At 51.0% G+C, this 16,956-nt stretch carries 8 protein-coding genes; 7 read left to right on the top strand and 1 reads right to left on the bottom strand.

Going from position 1 to position 16,956, the window contains the following annotated elements:
- Positions 1 to 91: 91 nt before the first annotated feature.
- The 7 genes from JT718_RS15600 to JT718_RS15570 all read left to right on the top strand — a co-directional run bounded on the left by JT718_RS15600 (position 92) and on the right by JT718_RS15570 (position 15,951).
- A complete protein-coding gene (locus tag JT718_RS15600) occupies positions 92 to 2,950 on the top strand; it encodes a TIM-barrel domain-containing protein (RefSeq protein WP_205503652.1) in 2,859 nt (952 codons plus the stop codon).
- 127 nt (positions 2,951 to 3,077) lie between these two features.
- The gene (locus JT718_RS15595; RefSeq protein WP_205503651.1) at positions 3,078 to 3,749 is read left to right on the top strand and encodes a GDSL-type esterase/lipase family protein; all 672 of its coding nucleotides are present in this window, start codon (positions 3,078 to 3,080) and stop codon (positions 3,747 to 3,749) included.
- Between the two features lie 70 nt (positions 3,750 to 3,819).
- Positions 3,820 to 6,234: a glycosyl hydrolase family 95 catalytic domain-containing protein gene (locus tag JT718_RS15590; RefSeq protein WP_205503650.1), complete on the top strand. Its 2,415-nt coding sequence runs from the start codon at positions 3,820 to 3,822 to the stop codon at positions 6,232 to 6,234.
- Positions 6,235 to 7,817: 1,583 nt separating this feature from the next.
- Positions 7,818 to 10,961 carry a SusC/RagA family TonB-linked outer membrane protein gene (locus JT718_RS15585; RefSeq protein WP_240337128.1) on the top strand — a complete coding sequence of 1,048 codons (3,144 nt, stop codon included), beginning with the start codon at positions 7,818 to 7,820 and terminating at the stop codon, positions 10,959 to 10,961.
- 18 nt (positions 10,962 to 10,979) lie between these two features.
- Positions 10,980 to 12,674 carry a RagB/SusD family nutrient uptake outer membrane protein gene (locus JT718_RS15580; RefSeq protein WP_205503648.1) on the top strand — a complete coding sequence of 565 codons (1,695 nt, stop codon included), beginning with the start codon at positions 10,980 to 10,982 and terminating at the stop codon, positions 12,672 to 12,674.
- A 52-nt stretch (positions 12,675 to 12,726) separates the two neighbouring features.
- Positions 12,727 to 13,890, top strand: a complete 1,164-nt coding sequence (locus JT718_RS15575) for a glycan-binding surface protein (protein ID WP_205503647.1) — start codon at positions 12,727 to 12,729, stop codon at positions 13,888 to 13,890.
- Between the two features lie 18 nt (positions 13,891 to 13,908).
- Positions 13,909 to 15,951 (top strand): IPT/TIG domain-containing protein, encoded by a 2,043-nt coding sequence (locus JT718_RS15570; RefSeq protein WP_205503646.1) that lies wholly within the window; start codon positions 13,909 to 13,911, stop codon positions 15,949 to 15,951.
- Between the two features lie 511 nt (positions 15,952 to 16,462).
- Here JT718_RS15570 and JT718_RS15565 read toward each other — a convergent pair.
- Positions 16,463 to 16,956, bottom strand: a 494-nt coding sequence (locus JT718_RS15565) for a hypothetical protein (protein WP_205503645.1), incomplete at its 5' end; no start/stop codon positions are given.

Below are 16,956 nucleotides of genomic sequence, written 5' to 3'. Positions count from 1 at the left end.
TGGTACCTTTTGTACTTGGGCGCTTTTCCTACCTTTCGGGTTCAGGTGGAGGAGGCAGCGGACCAGCTTTTCTAATGAGAGTAGATACAGAATGAAAATCAGAAACGTGCTTTGTTTTGCCCTGGTAGCGGGGCTGTTTTCTTTCAAGAGACCGGCAGACAAAAGTTACCAGAAGCTTGCCGACGGGGTAGTGGTGAAAGTGGCGAAGCCAACCGCGGGCAGCCCGCAGATGGTGAAGGTGCGGGTCCTGGCCGATAACATCGTGCAGGTGTCGGCCTCGCCGGTGGAGAAGTTCTCTGAGGAGCCAAGCCTGATGGTGCTGGAGAACAAGAACCCCAACGCCCACTGGCAGTTCCAGGAGAGGAAAGGCAAATTGGTGGTCAGTACCAAAGCCCTTCGGGTAGAGATTGGGCCGGAGAACGGGGCGGTGGCTTTCTTTGACCAAAGCGGGAAACAGCTGCTGCAGGAAAACACCCAGGGCCAACCGGCATTTGCGCCCGTCACGCTGGGTACCACCCAGAGTTACCGGTTGCAGAAAGCATTCAACGTAGCGCCAGACGAGGCGTTTTACGGACTGGGGCAGCACCAGGCGGGGCTCATGAATTACCGGGGCTGGCAGGTAGACCTCACGCAATACAACTCAGTGGCGGTGGTGCCGTTCCTGGTGTCCAGTAAGAACTACGGCCTTCTGTGGGACAACAATTCTATCACCAAGTTTGGGGATGTGCGCCCGTACCAACCCCTTTCCACCCTCAAGCTTTACGGCAAAGACCAGAAGCCCGGCGGCCTCACCGCCACCTACGCCTTTGACCCAAAAACCGGCAAAGCCCCCATTGTGCGGCCCGAGTCCGAGATCAGCTACGAGTTCCTGGAAGACCAGAAGGAGTTTCCGCAGGGCTACAAGCTGGATGGTGGCCTCATGACCTGGGAGGGCTTTATAGAGTCGGCCGCTACGGGCGAGCACCGCTTTGAAATGCCCTCCAGCGGCTACGTGAAAGTCTGGATTGACGGCAAGCTGCTGCTGGACCGCTGGCGCGAAGCCTGGAACCCGGGCCTTTCGGTGTTCAAGCACCCACTGCAGAAAGGGCAGAAGCACGCGTTCAAGCTGGAGTGGAACCCAGACGGTGGCGTGTCTTACCTGGCCCTGCGCTACCTGCCGCCCATTCCGGCCGCAGACCAGAACAAAATCGCGTTTTCCTCAGAGGCCGGTGATAAAATGGACTACTACTTTGTGCACGGCCAAAACCTGGATGACGTTATTGCCGGCTATCGCCAGCTTACCGGGGCGGCCCAGGTGATGCCCAAGTGGGCCATGGGTTTCTGGCAGAGCCGCGAGCGCTATAAAACCCAGGACGAGCTCACCAACGTGGTCAAGGAATTCCGCCGCCGCAAGATTGGCCTGGACAACATTGTGCAGGACTGGTCCTATTGGAAAGAGGACCAGTGGGGCAGCCAGGAGTTTGACGAGACCCGCTTCCCAGACCCCAAAGGCTGGATCAGGGAACTGCACGACCAGCACAAGGTGCACTTCATGATCTCCACCTGGCCCAAGTTCTACGAGGGCATAGACACGTACAAAGAGTTTGACAAAAAAGGCCTGCTGTACAAAACCAGTATCAAAGAGCAGATCAGGGACTGGATTGGCAAGGGCTACGTGTCTACGTTTTATGACGCTTTTAACCCAGAGGGCCGAAAACTGTTCTGGGACCTGCTTAACCAAAAGCTCTACCATATGGGCATAGACGCCTGGTGGCAAGACGCCTCTGAGCCAGACATTCTTTCCAACGCCTCTATTGCGCACCGCAAGGCGCTCATGAACCCCACCTACCTGGGCCCCGCCGATAAGTATTTCAACGCCTACGTCCTGCAGCACAACAAAGGTATCTATGAGGGCCAGCGCAACACCAACCCCAAAGACCGGGTGTTCATCCTGACCCGCTCGGCTTTTGGCGGGCTGCAGCGCTACGGGGCCGCCACCTGGAGCGGCGACATAGCTGCTACCTTTGAGGAAATGGGGCGCCAGATTCCGGCCGGACTCAACTTCTCGCTCTCCGGCCTGCCGTACTGGACCACCGACATTGGCGGCTTCTTCGTGGAGAACAAGTATGACCGCGGCCCTATGACCCCGGATGCCCAGGAAGAGTGGCGCGAGCTCAACACCCGTTGGTACCAGTACGGCACGTTCACGCCACTGTACCGTTCGCACGGGCAGTTCCCATTCCGGGAGGTGTTCAACATAGCCCCGGAGGACCACAAGGCGTACCAGTCTATCGTGTACTACAACAAGCTGCGCTACCGCCTCATGCCGTACATCTACTCGCTCACCGGGCAGGTGTACCACCAGCACGGCACCATCATGCGCCCGCTCATCATGGATTTCGGCGTAGATAAAAACGTGCAGAACATAGGCGACCAGTTCATGTTTGGGCCCAGCCTGTTGGTGAACCCCGTGTACGCCCGCCACGCCACCACCCGGAGCCTGTATCTGCCCGCCAACACGGGCTGGTACAACCTCTACGATGGCACGTACCAGAAAGGAGGCCGCCAGATTGAAGCCGATGCTCCCTATGAGCGCCTGCCGCTCTTTGTGAAGGAAGGCTCCATTTTGCCGTTCGGGCCGGAACTGCAGTACGCCCTGGAAAAGCCCGCCGACATCATCACCCTGTACGTGTACGGCGGCAAAGATGCCCGCTTTGAGCTGTACGAAGACGAAAACACCAATTACAATTACGAGCAGGGCAAGTTCGCCACCATTCCCATCACCTACCATGAAGCCAGCAAGACGCTGACGGTGGGCAAGCGCCAGGGAGACTTTGATGGTATGCTCAGGAACCGAACCTTCCAGGTGGTGTACGTGCAGCCGGGTAGGGCCAAGCCCCTCAACTTTGAGGCGAAGCCAGATGCCACCATTGCTTATTCGGGCGAGGCGAAATCCATCAAGTTACCGTAGGGTTGGGGCCCTGCCTTTGGGGGGGGCGCCGGACCAAAATCGTTTTGGGCCTGTTTTTCCGGAAACGGGCCTAAAACCAGCAAAAGAATTCCCATTTTAGGGAGATCAATCACTAAACCAGTTCACCATGAAAAGCAAAGGCTTGTCGCTGCTTGCCCTGTGTTGCCTGCTGCTGTTGGCGTTCGGCGCGCAGGCTCAAAACAAGATTAAGGTAGCCTGCGTGGGCAATAGCATCACGGAAGGGGCGGGGCTCACGCAACCTTACCCGGCTGCGCTGCAGCAACTCCTGGGGCAGGCCTACGAGGTGCGCAATTTTGGCCTGGGAGGGCGCACGCTGCTCAAAAAAGGAAATCGGCCGTACTGGCAGGAAGACAAGTACCAGGAGGCCCTGGCGTGGCAGCCAGATATTGTCATCATCAAACTGGGCACAAACGACTCCAAACCTCAGAACTGGGCGTTCAAAGACGAGTTCAAGCCAGACTACCTGGCGTTCGTGCGTTCCTTCAAGGCGCTGGCCTCCAAGCCCAAGATTTACCTGGCCCTGCCGCTGCCGGCCTTTGAGGAGAAGTGGGGCATAACCGGTAGCATTATCCAGGACGAGATTGTACCGGCCATAAAGGACGTGGCCCGCCAGACCAAGGTAAAGACCATTGACCTGTACACGCCCTTTGTAGGCAAACCCCACCTGACCTATGACGGCATTCACCCCAACGACGAAGGAGCCGCATACCTGGCGACCCAGGTGTTCAAGGCCCTGCCTAAGAAAAAGGTAAACCAAAAAGCGAGTGCCCACCGGTAAGTGCTGTTTTAGGCCCAATTCCCGCAGAACAGCCCAGAAACAAAGCTCTTAACCCTATCCTCTACGGTACATGCGCCCTCGGCCCCTTTTGCTGCTGTTCCTGCTGCTTCGTGCAGCCACTGCGTTCTCGCAGGCAGACCCGTTTGCAACTCCTAAGAAAGGTTTCGCCAGTTGGCTGCCGGCTCCGGCCTGGGAGCACGCCCTGCTGAGCGGCAACGGCACCATGGGGGCCATGGTCATGGGCAATCCGCACGAGGAGACCATTATCCTGAACCATGCGCTGCTGTACCTGCCCGCCAGCGAGCCCTTGCCGCCCATAGACCAAGCCAGTAGACTACCCCAGATACGGTCGCTCATTCTGCAGGGAAAATACGAGGAGGCCGCCAGGATTCCCGTGGAACAAAGCCTGAAGGAAGGCTACGGGGGGCACCGCTGGTCAGACCCGTACGTGCCGGCGTTTGATGTGCGCCTACAGCAGGAGCCCAGCAACGTGCAGAAATACGTGCGCACGGTCAACTTTGAAACCGGCGAGGCCACCGTGGCCTGGACCGATGCCCGGGGCACCTTCCAGCGCAAGGTGTTTGTGTCCCGGCCCGACAGTGCGGTGGTCATCCAGATCACGGGTACCGCTAAGATCACCGGGCGGCTGTCTTTCGCCCGGCGCCCGGTGGAGTGGCAGCAGTGGGAGCACATTAACAAAACCATTGAAAGCGTGCAGGCTTCCGCTGAAGGGCAGTGGCTCACCTACCGCAGCGGTTACAAGAAACGCTGGCCCGGGAGCTTGCAGGGCTATGAAGGGGTAGGCAGGGTAGAGGTGAAAGGCGGAAGCTCCCGGACCGAAGGCGCGGAGATGGTGATCCAGAACGCCGATGAGGTGCTGGTATTCATCAAGATCAACGCCAACTTTGACTATGCACAGTCTCAGGTGCCGCAGCTCAAGCAGCATTTAACGGGTTTGCCCCAGGAGTACCAGGCGTTGCTCGACCGCCACCGGCAAGTACACGGCGACCTGTTCAACCGGGTGCAGCTCACCCTGGGGACCGGGAAGGAGGACGAGGATCTCTACAGCGAGACCATGAACCAGGTTGCCCGCGCCGGGCAGGTGTCGCCAGCCATCATCCAGAAACAGTTTGATGCGGCCCGGTATAACATCATCTCGGCCACCGGCCTAAATCCGCCCAACCTGCAGGGAATCTGGGGCGGCAGCTGGACACCACCCTGGTCATCAGATTTCACCCACGACGGGAATGTGGAGGTGGCCATCTCGGCCCTGCTTACCAGCCGTACCCCCGAACTCCTGCTGGCTTACTTCAATTACCACGACAAGCGCCTGCCCTTCTACCGCGACAACGCCAGAAAGATGTTCGGGGCCCGGGGCATCCACGTACCCTCGCACACCAGCAGCCACGGCTGGGACAACCACTTTGACCCTGTCTGGTGCCTCTGCCTCTGGACGGGCGGGGCCGGCTGGACCGCAAGCTTTTACTATGATTACTGGCTGCACACTGGTGATAAGAAATTTCTGAAAGAGCGGGCGTACCCGTTCATGAAGGAAGCGGCCTTGTTTTACGAGGATTTTGTGGAGGTGGGGCCAGACGGCAAGTACAGGTTTAACCCGTCGTACTCGCCCGAGAACAACCCCGCCAACACCACCTCGCAGGCCAGCATCAACGCTACCATGGATGTCATGATCGCCAAGCAACTGCTCCGGAACTGCATTGCGGCAGCCCAGGAGCTGAGGGTTGATAAACGCCAGGTGCAACGCTGGCAGGAGGTGCTCACCAGGATGCCGGCCTATGCGTTGGATGAAGGCGGCGCCCTGAAGGAGTGGCTTTGGCCCGGGATGCAGAACAACCACAAACACCGCCACGTTTCGCACCTGTACAGCCTCTATGACCAGTTAGACCCCGATTTCAAGCAGAATCCCACGCTTTTAGAAGGAGCCCGCCAGGTGGTGCTGGAGAAGATGAAGTTCCGCCACCGCGAAAACGGGGGGGAGATGGTATTTGGGTTGGCCCAGATGGCCTTTGTGACCGCCAACCTGGAAGACGCCGCCACTACCGCCCAACTTATTGATTGGCTGGCCCGCTACTACTGGACCAACGGACTGGGCACGTACCACAACCCTGGCAACCTCTTCAATATGGATTTGAGCGGCGGCTACCCTTCGGTCATCATGCGTACGCTGATTTACTCTGAGCCAGGTTTGGTGAAACTGTTGCCCGCATTGCCGGCTTCCTGGTCCACCGGTAGCGTCTCGGGGCTGCTCCTGAGGGGAGGCATAGAGGTAAAGCACCTTAGTTGGAACAAGCAGGAAGTTGCCGTTGTGCTGCAATCTCCCAGAAAACAGGTGATTTCGGTGCAGGGGCCGGCTTCCATGCGGGTAGTTTCTGGCGGTAATGCCAGGTTCCCCACAACCAACAAGTCCACCCAGGTGACCTTGCCCGCCGGGAAGGAAGTCCGGCTGGTGTTCAAAACGCCTTGAAAGGGACAGGCCCGTCTCTGGGAGCTGGGTTGCGGAAGAAGTAGGCGGTGGATGGGGCAAGTCAGGGTACTGGGCGCCTCTTTCAGAGCCGTTTTCCAGAATTTAGGGCAAAAACGTAAAAATTCCTGCTAACTCTCAAGGGTTTACCTGGTAGTTTGGCCGGTTCATTCCTGCGGCCATTCAAAACTTCAATCCTGTAGAATATGGGTAGACCGCGGCATGAGGTTCCTGGCGCAAGCTGTGCCTGAGTAGCTGCTTTTAGCAATTATTACAAGAGGCAACTTCATTGAACTGTGTTGATAAAATCTTAGAATAAATCTGTGTTGAAGATAAGCTTGGCAATCGCTTTGAGTTAATGGGTGTAAAACTGAAAAAAAATATTGCAGCCCTGAATTGTACAAACCACCTGAAGAGTGGAGCATAGAGGTGAAAATATAAATGTTTTAATGACATTTCTTGAAAAGGGCGTTGACGGGTTTCCTTACAATCTGTGTGGTTTAAAGTAGAGCATTCAAATACTGGTAAAATAAGGCTTGTTCTGCGATGTTAACATTTGATACCCTCAATCAAAACATTCAATCCTTTGTAATTTGATAATGATGCGTATTTTTATTCATCTGAAACCAGAGTCTGTTTTGTTAACCACACTGGGGGTAGAATTTGATTCTGACGATCACTGCACCCTGGTTGAGGAGTAAGAAGCCTGATTTTGGGGTAGATTTTCTAAAACGCACCCAAAACAATACATATCCTTGTTGAGTATCATTCCAGTCAAGATGAATGGCGATGACGCAAGCACCTATCCAATAAGGGAAAAGTTTGTTGTAATGAGTTTTGTGGGAAGGGAATCAAGATAGAAGACTCTAATAAATCAAAGGAAAACCTAGAATACTCCTGAGAATCATGTTCTGCCTTATACAAGAAGAGGCTAAATAAGTATTAGTGTGGGTTCTTGATTATGGTTAAGTGAAACCTGATTTCTTATAACTAACAAAACTTAGCATGTAAGATTATACATGAAGGAAGCTTAGTTTTAAGCATGTGTGGGATTGAATAAATTTTAATAGATGCATTTTTGATTGTGAATTCAACAAAATCAGTTAGATTAGTAGCCTGTTTGGTTAGTTTTCATTAAAATAGCCCCAAAGTCTATTATTTATGCCAACGATGGCATTGATTGTGGGGCAGTTAAGGTCTCTTCAATCAAACAATTGATAAAATAGTGTTATAAGCTTGTGCGCAATCCTACTAGTTTTGTATAGCTGTTGAAAAGTGCCGTTTAGGTGTAACGCTAAAAGTAGTAAGGTCCGGTGAAAAAGTGTGTCACTCCCCCTCCTGCACACTGGCCGGTAACATTGCCTTTTGGAAGTGCTACTCTGTAGTTGTGGTGTCTGCTCTAGTCTTTTTATTATATGTAATACAGTTTATTGAACGCTTTATCATTAGTGCTGCTAACTGATTTTCAAAGTTTACTACCTAACCTAAATTACCCTATGACTAAAAACTTTTACACAGAAAAAGATTACCTAACCAGTAATCTTGCCTTAAAGTCCAGAACAGCATGGAAGGTGATAGTCCTACTTATGGCTATCGTTCTCCATGCTTATGATGGTCTGGCCCAGGGCGCCAGAAGAACCATCACTGGCAGAGTAACCTCGGCCGTTGACAATACGGGAATGCCAGGGGTTAGCGTGGTGGTGAAGGGCACAACCAACGGTGCTTCTACTGATGCCAACGGTAACTTTTCCCTGGAGGCTACCAGTAATGATGTTCTGGTGGTTACGTTCATTGGCTATGTTTCCCAGGAGGTGGCAGTAGGAGATAGATCTACCATCAATGTGAGTCTACGAGAAGACGCTCAAACATTGAACGAGGTGGTAGTGACCGGTTATGGTGAACTGAGAAGAAACGACATCACCGGTGCTCAGACAACTATCAGCGCGGTAGAGATGGAGCGCACCGTAAACACAACCATTGAGCAGGCTATTCAGGGTAGAGCGCCCGGAGTATACGTTACCCAAAACACTGGAGCGCCAGGGGGTGGCATCTCTGTAAACATTAGAGGGGTAAGTACACTTGGTGGTACCAATGAGCCTCTTTACGTGATAGACGGTGTGCAGATTCAACCCACCAACTCAGCTTCTGGCGCAAATCCTTTGTCGGCCATCAACCCGGCAGATATTGAGAGCATGGAAGTGTTGCAAGGTCCTTCGGCTACCGCGGTATATGGTTCAAGAGGAACTAACGGGGTGGTACTCATTACCACCAAACGTGGTAAATCTGGTGAGATTCGCCTGAACTACGGATATCTGCACAGCATTCAGACGGCCCCAGAAAGACAGAAGGTGATGAATCTGCGGCAGTATGCCCAAATGGAGAATGAGTACAAGGCGCTTGCCGGTGGTGCTGTTAGAGAAGAGTTCCTGGATCCTTCGCTGTTAGGTGAAGGAACTGACTGGCAGAACGAGCTTTTCAACAGTGCGCCCATGCAAAAGCACCAACTCAGCCTTAGTGGCGGTAGTGAAAAAACTACGTACTATTTGTCTGGGGAGTATATGGACCAGGAAGGTATTGCCCTGGGATCTGGGTTTGACCGTTACTCAATACGTCTGAACTTAGACAACCAGGCAAAAAAATGGCTGACCATTGGCGGTAACTTCAACTTTGCCCAAACTAACGAGAGACTAGCCTCTACCCAGTCAAACCTGATTTCAACTGCCCTCCAGTTGCCTCCGCACATTCCGGTTAGAAACATCAACGGAACTTTTGGTGGCGGAACGGTAACGGCCACTAACCAGTCTGAGATTTTTACCCCGGCTAACCCCATTGGTCTGGCTAGCATCATTACCAATGAGCTTACCAGAAGACAAGTCTTGGGTGGTGTTAACCTGGGCTTCAAGATTCTGGAAGGCTTGGAGTTCCGTACTTCCTTCAACGGAAACGTGAACTTCTCTAATTCAACTTTCTTCCAACCAACCTACCAGTTTGGTTATCAAAGACGCGATGAGGCGCAATTAGACAATAGCCACAACTTGGGTACTTATTGGAACTGGAACCAAATGCTCCAGTACCAGAGAACCTTCGGGCAGCACAGCATTAACGTAATGGCCACGCACGAGTCGCAGGAGTCTCAATGGAGAAACCTCTCCGGGCAGAGACGCGGTTTCCAGACCAATGATGTGATTGACCTGAACGCGGGTGCCATCCTGACTAGTGTGGCGAATGGTGGTCATGGTGACTGGGCAATGGAGTCTTACCTGGGTCGTATTAACTACAACTTTGGTGACCGTTACATTATTCAGGCAGCCTTCCGGGCCGATGGTTCTGTGTTCTTCGGTCCAGAGAACAAATGGGGTTACTTCCCGTCAGTGTCCGCTGCCTGGAGGGTTTCTGAAGAGAAGTTCTTCAATGTGCCCTTCGTAAGTGACCTGAGACTGAGATATGAGATTGGTTTAACCGGTAGCAATGCCCGGGGTGGTGGCGCAATCTACGGTACCCTCTTAACCGGACCTTCCGCCTTTGGCGGAGGAACCAGCTTTATACCAAACAGATATCCTAACCCTAACTTCCAGTGGGAGGAAACCAAAACAAACAACATTGGTATCAACCTGGGCTTGTTTGAGAACCGTATTCAGCTGGAGGCAGACTACTTTGTTAAAAACACCGATAACCTGATCCTTGAGGCGAGCTTGCCTATCTATATGGGTACTAGCGGTAGCGGCTCGGTTGGCCCGCCAACCGTAAACATTGGCTCCCTTCAGAATAAGGGCTGGAGCTTCGCCTTGAACACCGTGAACGTGGACAATGGCCAGTTTAAATGGTCATCAAACTTCAATATCTCGCACTTCAAAACAGAGGTAACCGGTCTTTCTACTGAGAACAGTATCTTAAACAGAACCACCAGAGAGTGGAACCTGTGGTCACAGCGTACCGTGGTAGGCCAGGCTCCCTGGATGTTCTGGGGGTATATAGAGGATGGCATCTTCCAGAGTCTGGAGGAGCTGGAAAGTAGCCCTCGTCCTGCAGACAACAACGGAGATCTCATTCCAATTGCCCCCAACAGCGTGTGGGTAGGTGACGTGAAGTACCGCGACATCAGTGGCCCGCAGGGGCAGCCAGATGGTAAAATTGACAGCTATGACCAAACCTTCATTGGTAATCCTTGGCCTAAGTTTTTCGCCGGCTTCACCAATAACTTCTCCTACAAGGGCTTTGATCTTAGCGTCTTGATCACCGGTACCTTTGGTAATGACATCTACAACTGGATGCGTAATGAAAACACCAACCCTAATAACATCAACCTGGGTAGGAACCTGTTTGTAGGGGCGTTAGACTACGCCAGAGTAGGGCTTGATGCGCAAGGCAACCCTTACCTGTTAAATCCTGGAACTACTGTGGCTAGAATGTCTGGCGGTAACAGAAACAACAACTTTAACCGTCACACAAACAAGTATGTAGAAGATGGGTCATTTGTAAGACTTAAGAACGTAACCCTGACCTACAACCTGCCTACTTCCCTGGTTGGTCGTCAGAAATACATCAAAGGTGCCAGAATTGGTGTAAGTGCACAGAACATTTGGACCATCACAGACTACTCAGGATATGATCCGGAGGTTGGTTCTCACGTTGGTGGGCTGGAAAACGCAAATAATGCCGCTATTGGGGTGGACTATGGCCGCTACCCATTAACCCCTGTTTACTCAGTGAACATTGGTATTGATTTCTAATGTAATTCTTCAAGCAAAATGAAAAATAAATATCTATATCTGGCCGCTTTTGCAGCATTGTCTGCCTTCTCTGGCTGTGAACCTGAATTCCTTGAAAGACCTCCCCAAGATACCTTAGTAGACGCTAACTTCTTTAAAACCAATGATCAGGTGTTGGCGGCTTCGGCTCCCCTGTACACGGTGGTTTGGAAAGACTACGTTGATAAAAGCTATTGGGCACTTGGCGATGTTAGGGGAGGTACTCTGCAGCGGGGATTCTATGATGTGTTCAAGAATGATGTAATGTTTCGCACGTCGGGGGTTGACGTCTCCAATGTGGAAGCGTACAGATCCTTTTATGTTGTAGTTGGTCAGGCCAACACGCTCATTCAGAACGTGAACAGGTACGCGGGCGATGCTGTGAGCCAGGAGATAAAAAATCACGCCATTGCAGAGGCAAGGTTCATGCGTGCCATGGCGTACTTCTTCCTGGTTTCTAATTATGGGCCCGTTCCTATCATTGAGAACAATCTGGAACTGTTGAATAACCCTGAGGTAGCCCGGAATACCGTGGAGACCGTTTGGGAGTTTATTACCAGAGACCTGCAGTTTGCCGCTGCCAACCTGCCTGCCACCCCAGTTCAGCCGGGTAGAATCACAAACTGGTCTGCTGAAGGTATGCTTGCCAAGGTGTACCTAACCAGAGCGGGGGTGGAGTCAAGCGGCGGTACGTTGAAGCAGGAGCACCTGAACCGCGCCAAGGAGCTTTCTGAGCGGGTTATTACCATGAGCGGTAAGAGCCTCCTGCCTAACTATGCAGATTTGTTCCGTTGGCCTTATGACAACAATAATGAATCCTTGTTTGAGCAGCAATGGGTGTTTACCTCTGAGTATGGGTATGCCAACACCATGGTTTCGCAGCTCAATTACAGCAATGACATTGCCGCTGGGTCAGATGGATGGGGAGGTGACCTTAGTGCCTCCTGGTGGATGCTGAGCCTTTATGATGGCCTGATTCGGGATAACGGTACAAGGCCTGGTTTCACCCTTGACCAACGGCTCAAGGCAACCTTCATGCTGCCTGGTGCTCATTACCCAGAAATCTCGCAAACTGCCAGAGACGCAGCCGGTAAAGAGTTTTTACAAGAGTTAGTCTTCCCAGCTCCGGGGGCTAATGATGACTTTAGCTACGCTAACGTTAAGAAGTATGTGGTGGGGAAAGCAAGGGACGTTGGCGGGCAGGCTACGCAGCAAAGATATCCTAACAACACGTACATGTTAAGGTTGGCCGAGATGTACCTGATTTATGCCGAGGCGGCTTTAGGGAGCAGTGCGTCCACTACAGATGCCAAAGCGCTGGAGTACTTCAATAAAGTGCATACCCGGGCAGGGTTAGCTCCCTTTGAGGGCCCGCTTACCTGGGATGACATCTTTGAGGAGCGCGCCAAGGAATTTGCAGTGGAAGGTTTGATCTGGTATGACTTAGTGAGGCTGCATTACTCCAATCCACAGAAGGCTTACGACATCATTAAGAGCCAGGACCGGGAGATATTCCTGATTAGACCAGATCGTATGCCTAACCCCACCGGCTGGACTTTCACCAAGAGTGCAACCTCTAATGAGAGAACTGCCACTGCCAACTCTGGGAACTTCCAGCTTCCAATCCCCGATGTGGAACTAAGCCAAGCTCCAAATTTGAGAAATGACCCGGTGCCTTACGTGTTCAAAGATTAACACCGTTAGGGGAAAAGGATAAATTTATTCAAGTACAGAAAAAATTAACCATATGAAATCAAGTTTAAAAACCTTGTTATTCCTTTTCATCGCTTTTGCGATGGCAGGAGTATTTACGGGCTGTTCCGAAGATGACGATCTTGAGAACGGAGGGAGACCCATGATAAGCTACATTAGGGTAACCAGGCCTGCTTCTGCAGACTCTCTCATTACGAAGGCGGGTCAGGGTAGCCTGATTGCTATTGTTGGGCAGAACCTGGGAAATGTTCGGGAGCTTTGGTTCAATGACCAACCAGCTGCTTTAACTCCCACTTATATCACCAATAATACCATCATTGTAAGGGTTCCGTCTCAGATTCCTACTGAGGTTACCAATAAAATGAGGCTTGTTTTCTCCAGCGGCGAAGAGCTGACGCATGATTTCACGGTAGATATCAGCGAACCAAGAATTGATAGAATGGTGAGTGAATATGTGGCTACGGGTGAAATTGCAACCATTGTGGGAGATTTCTTTTACGAACCGTTAAAGGTAACTTTTACTGGTGGGGTAGAAGGGGAAGTAGTTTCTGTCAAGGATGATAATACCCTTGAAGTAAGAGTGCCACAAGGAGCCCAGCCCGGTCCTGTCACCATCACTTCTAATTTTGGGGCAACCGAATCAGATTTCTGGTTCCGTGATAATCGCAACATTATTGCTGATTATGAAGACACAGACTTCAATGGCTGGTGGCATGGTAAAGATTTTATTATTGCTGGAGATGATAAGATTTCGGGCATCAACGGAAAATTCTTACGCATTAATAAGGAGAACACCGGTGGCTGGTTTGAGGCTTGGGTAGGAGATGGTACAATCAAGCAGAAGACAAAAAATATCCCGGAAGATGCTTTTGCCAACCCTAGCAAGTATAGCCTCAAATTTGAGATAAACACAGAGGTCCCCCTGGTGTACAACGGTGCCCGGATTTTCTTCGGAACCGGTGGACCTGGGGACAGAGACAAAGCCGCTTACACATGGGAGCCAAATATTGATACCAAGAACAAGTGGGAGACAGTTAGCATTCCTTTTGAGGAAATCTATGCGGCCAACAATGCAGGTGGTAATACATTCACCTACAACCCAAATGGCTATGCAGTTTCCTTCCACTTTGTAGGACCAGGTACAGCGGCTCAGTTCGGGTTAGACAATGTACGGGTAGTACCTAATGTTAATCCTTAATTTAAGAAAGCACTACGTATGAAAAACCTTTATAAGATCAGGTTAGCACTACTTGCCCTGCTTGTATTCTCCATAGGATTCCTGTCTTCGTGCGGAGATGATGATGAGAACTCCCCAAACGGGGGGCAGGTGGAACTGTTAAGTTTCGGCCCCACTGGTGCTAAGCACGGGGAGGAGATTCGCTTTATAGGACATAATCTTAATAAAGTTGAATCCATTCAGTTTCAGGGAGCAACTGTTGCCAAGGCGCAGTTTATTGAGCACACCTCTGAATTGATCAGGCTGACCGTGCCAGAGGAAGCCATGGAAGGTATGGTGACCTTAAAAGTGAGCGGGGGAGACGATGTTGTGTCCAAGACTGTTCTAAGCTTTAACGTGCCCATCACCATTACCAACGTAACTGCAGAAGCCAGGCCAGGAGCCACCATCACGATCACCGGAACCAAGTTGACGTGGGTAGATAGCGTGGGATTTGGCAATGAAACGGTAAAACAGTTTATCAATCAAACGCCAACCCAGATTCAACTTCAGGTGCCGGCAAATGCTAAAACCGGTAAATTGATAATTTACGGTGGAGGGGAGGATCCTACCTTTCTTGAAACTGAGAATGAGTTGATTGTAACCTTGCCAACGGTGACAAGCTTATCGCCTGCCGCTATTCGGCATGATGAAGTGTTAACCATCAATGGAGCAAATTTAGATTTGGTAGGGCAGGTTAGGTTCCCGGGTGGGAGCAATGTAGTTACCTTTGAAAGCCAATCGGCAACGGCGATTACCCTTAAAGTGCCCACCAATGCTACTAACGGTGCACTTACCCTGGTTACTAAGGGCTCAATGGTAGAGGTTAAACCTACGCAGACTATTACTGTTACGTTGCCGGTTATCTCTGGTATTACAACTGTTAGACACAATCAGAATACCACCATTACAGGTACTGATCTGGACAAGATTAAGGAACTTACTTTCCCAGGAGACTTTAGAGTAGCTAGGGCAAACTTTGTTAGCCAGTCTGAAACCCAGATTGTAGTTGCCGTGCCGGCAATGGCAGGACCGGGAGCTCTCGGCTACAAAACGATGCATGATTTTACCGTAGCCTCTGCCGGCAACTTCAATGTATTGTTGCCATCTGTAAGTTCTTATTCACCAGCAGTTGTGGCGCCTAACGGAACCTTAACTATCAATGGTACTAACTTAGATCTTATACAGGATATTACGTTTGGTGGCATGACTACCAAAGTTGCTACGTTCTTAAACCAAAATGCTACTAGATTACAGGTAACGGTGCCAACTACTGCCAAAACAGGTGCGCTTAAATTTACCTTAGCCTCCGGTTATGTGGTAGAAGCCCCTGAAGTATCAGTGGTAATGCCAACTGTATCCAGTATCACACCAACGCCTGTAGCACCCGGTTCTTATTTGACAATCAATGGATCAAACCTGAATTTGGTGAAGTCAGTTAAGTTCACTGGCAACTCAGTGGTGACAAACTTCTTAACCCAGTCTGAAAATCAGATAATCTTGATGGTGCCGACAGGGGCTAGAACAGGAAAGCTAATTTTGGTTACTCACACCAATACCGAAATTGAGACAACCCAAGAAGCTACCGTTGGCGCCGCGGCTCCAACCATCAGTGAGTACATTTACGATGACGCCCTAGCTAGTGGTTGGGCTAAATGGAATGGTTACAACGGAGTAGATGTACAGGACTTAGATAATGCGACCAATGTTAAAAGAGGTTCTAAATCTTTCAAAATAACATTTTCCGGAGCATCTGGCACTATCCAGTTAAAGCCTAATTCGCCAAACTTTGCTAATGGTTTCACCCATATCGTACTCTACGTAAAAGGGACAGCCAATACCAGAGCTGCTATTCAATTCAAGCTTGGCAATGGATCCTTTACCGGTGAACAGGCGTTTGATTTGGTAGAAGGTGAGTACACTGTTGTTCAAATCCCGCTAAGTAACTTTGGCAACATCTCATCTGGTGTAGATGAGTTCCTGATCAAAAATCAAGGAACTATTCCCAACACGTTCTATATTGATGATTTAGGTTTGAGATAGTAGATGGGGAATGCTTATAAAAAAGGGAGAGCAGAACTGCTCTCCCTTTTTTATTTCCTACTTTGCTATAACTGTTATGTACTACTATAAAGAGGAGTGTTGGATTTTCGTTCCTACTCTTATGTATTGCTCACTACAAAAAAGGATTAACCAACACTTAGAGGACATAGTATTCGAACTTCGGACAGATACCCAGAAGTTCTAGAGGTTTTAGGCGTGTTTTCCTGGAAACGGCCTAAAAACGGAGCGTCTGCTGCCGACGGATGGGCGTAACGGAGTAGGCCAATCCCTCGTCCCCGCCGCCGCCAGCACCTCTGGAGCCCGGCCGCGGGGTGGGGACTGGCCAAAGGGAGAAAGCCTTGAAAAAAACTGCTCCCGGTTGAACTTCGGGGCATCAGGTTTGGTTCTTGCCTAGGCGCCGGCCGGGAAGCCCCCCGCCGCGGCCTAAGCCCAGGCGGGTTCGGGTAGAAAAAAAGTTCGCCCCGCCCCCTTGCGGTCCCGGAATAGTTCGCTACCTTTGCAGCCCTTCCGATAAGGAGGTTGCTCCGCCGAATGGGCGGAGAAAAAATAAGAAAAAAGTGCTTGCAAAGTGAAAGGAGCTTCTTACCTTTGCAGCCCTTCCGATAAGGAGGTTGTTCCGCCGGCCGGGCGGAAGAAAAAAATGAAAAAAAGTTGCAAAGCGGGAAGTTCTGCTTACCTTTGCAGCCCCTTCCGAAAGGAGGGTTTCCCTGCCGGTTGGGCAGGGGAAAGCTTGAAAAAAATCCTGAGGGTTGCTTGCAAAGAGCGGAAGTGTTCTTACCTTTGCAGCCCCTTCCGAGGGGGGGCTTTCGCCGGTTGGGCGGAAGAAAAAAAATAAAAAAAAAAGAGTTGCAAAGCGAAAAGAGTTTCTTACCTTTGCACCCGCTTCGGAAACGAAGCCAGGGAATAGGCCAGGACGACAGGTTCGGGGAGAAAAAAAAGAAAGAAAAAAAAGCCGCTGAGGGTTTGCAGAACGGAAGATTCTCG

It is taken from the genome of Rufibacter psychrotolerans (genome assembly GCF_016924645.1).
Taxonomy (GTDB): Bacteria; Bacteroidota; Bacteroidia; order Cytophagales; family Hymenobacteraceae; genus Nibribacter; species Nibribacter psychrotolerans.
The sequence above is the reverse complement of the archived record's forward strand: the minus strand, read 5'-3'. Positions and strand labels throughout refer to the sequence as shown.

What these genes read in the sequence shown, in the direction of transcription:
- JT718_RS15600 (WP_205503652.1), top strand. Translation starts at nt 92, where the DNA reads ATGAAAATCAGAAACGTGCTTTGTTTTGCCCTGGTAGCGGGGCTGTTT.
- JT718_RS15595 (WP_205503651.1), top strand. Translation starts at nt 3,078, where the DNA reads ATGAAAAGCAAAGGCTTGTCGCTGCTTGCCCTGTGTTGCCTGCTGCTG.
- JT718_RS15590 (WP_205503650.1), top strand. Translation starts at nt 3,820, where the DNA reads ATGCGCCCTCGGCCCCTTTTGCTGCTGTTCCTGCTGCTTCGTGCAGCC.
- JT718_RS15585 (WP_240337128.1), top strand. Translation starts at nt 7,818, where the DNA reads ATGGCTATCGTTCTCCATGCTTATGATGGTCTGGCCCAGGGCGCCAGA.
- JT718_RS15580 (WP_205503648.1), top strand. Translation starts at nt 10,980, where the DNA reads ATGAAAAATAAATATCTATATCTGGCCGCTTTTGCAGCATTGTCTGCC.
- JT718_RS15575 (WP_205503647.1), top strand. Translation starts at nt 12,727, where the DNA reads ATGAAATCAAGTTTAAAAACCTTGTTATTCCTTTTCATCGCTTTTGCG.
- JT718_RS15570 (WP_205503646.1), top strand. Translation starts at nt 13,909, where the DNA reads ATGAAAAACCTTTATAAGATCAGGTTAGCACTACTTGCCCTGCTTGTA.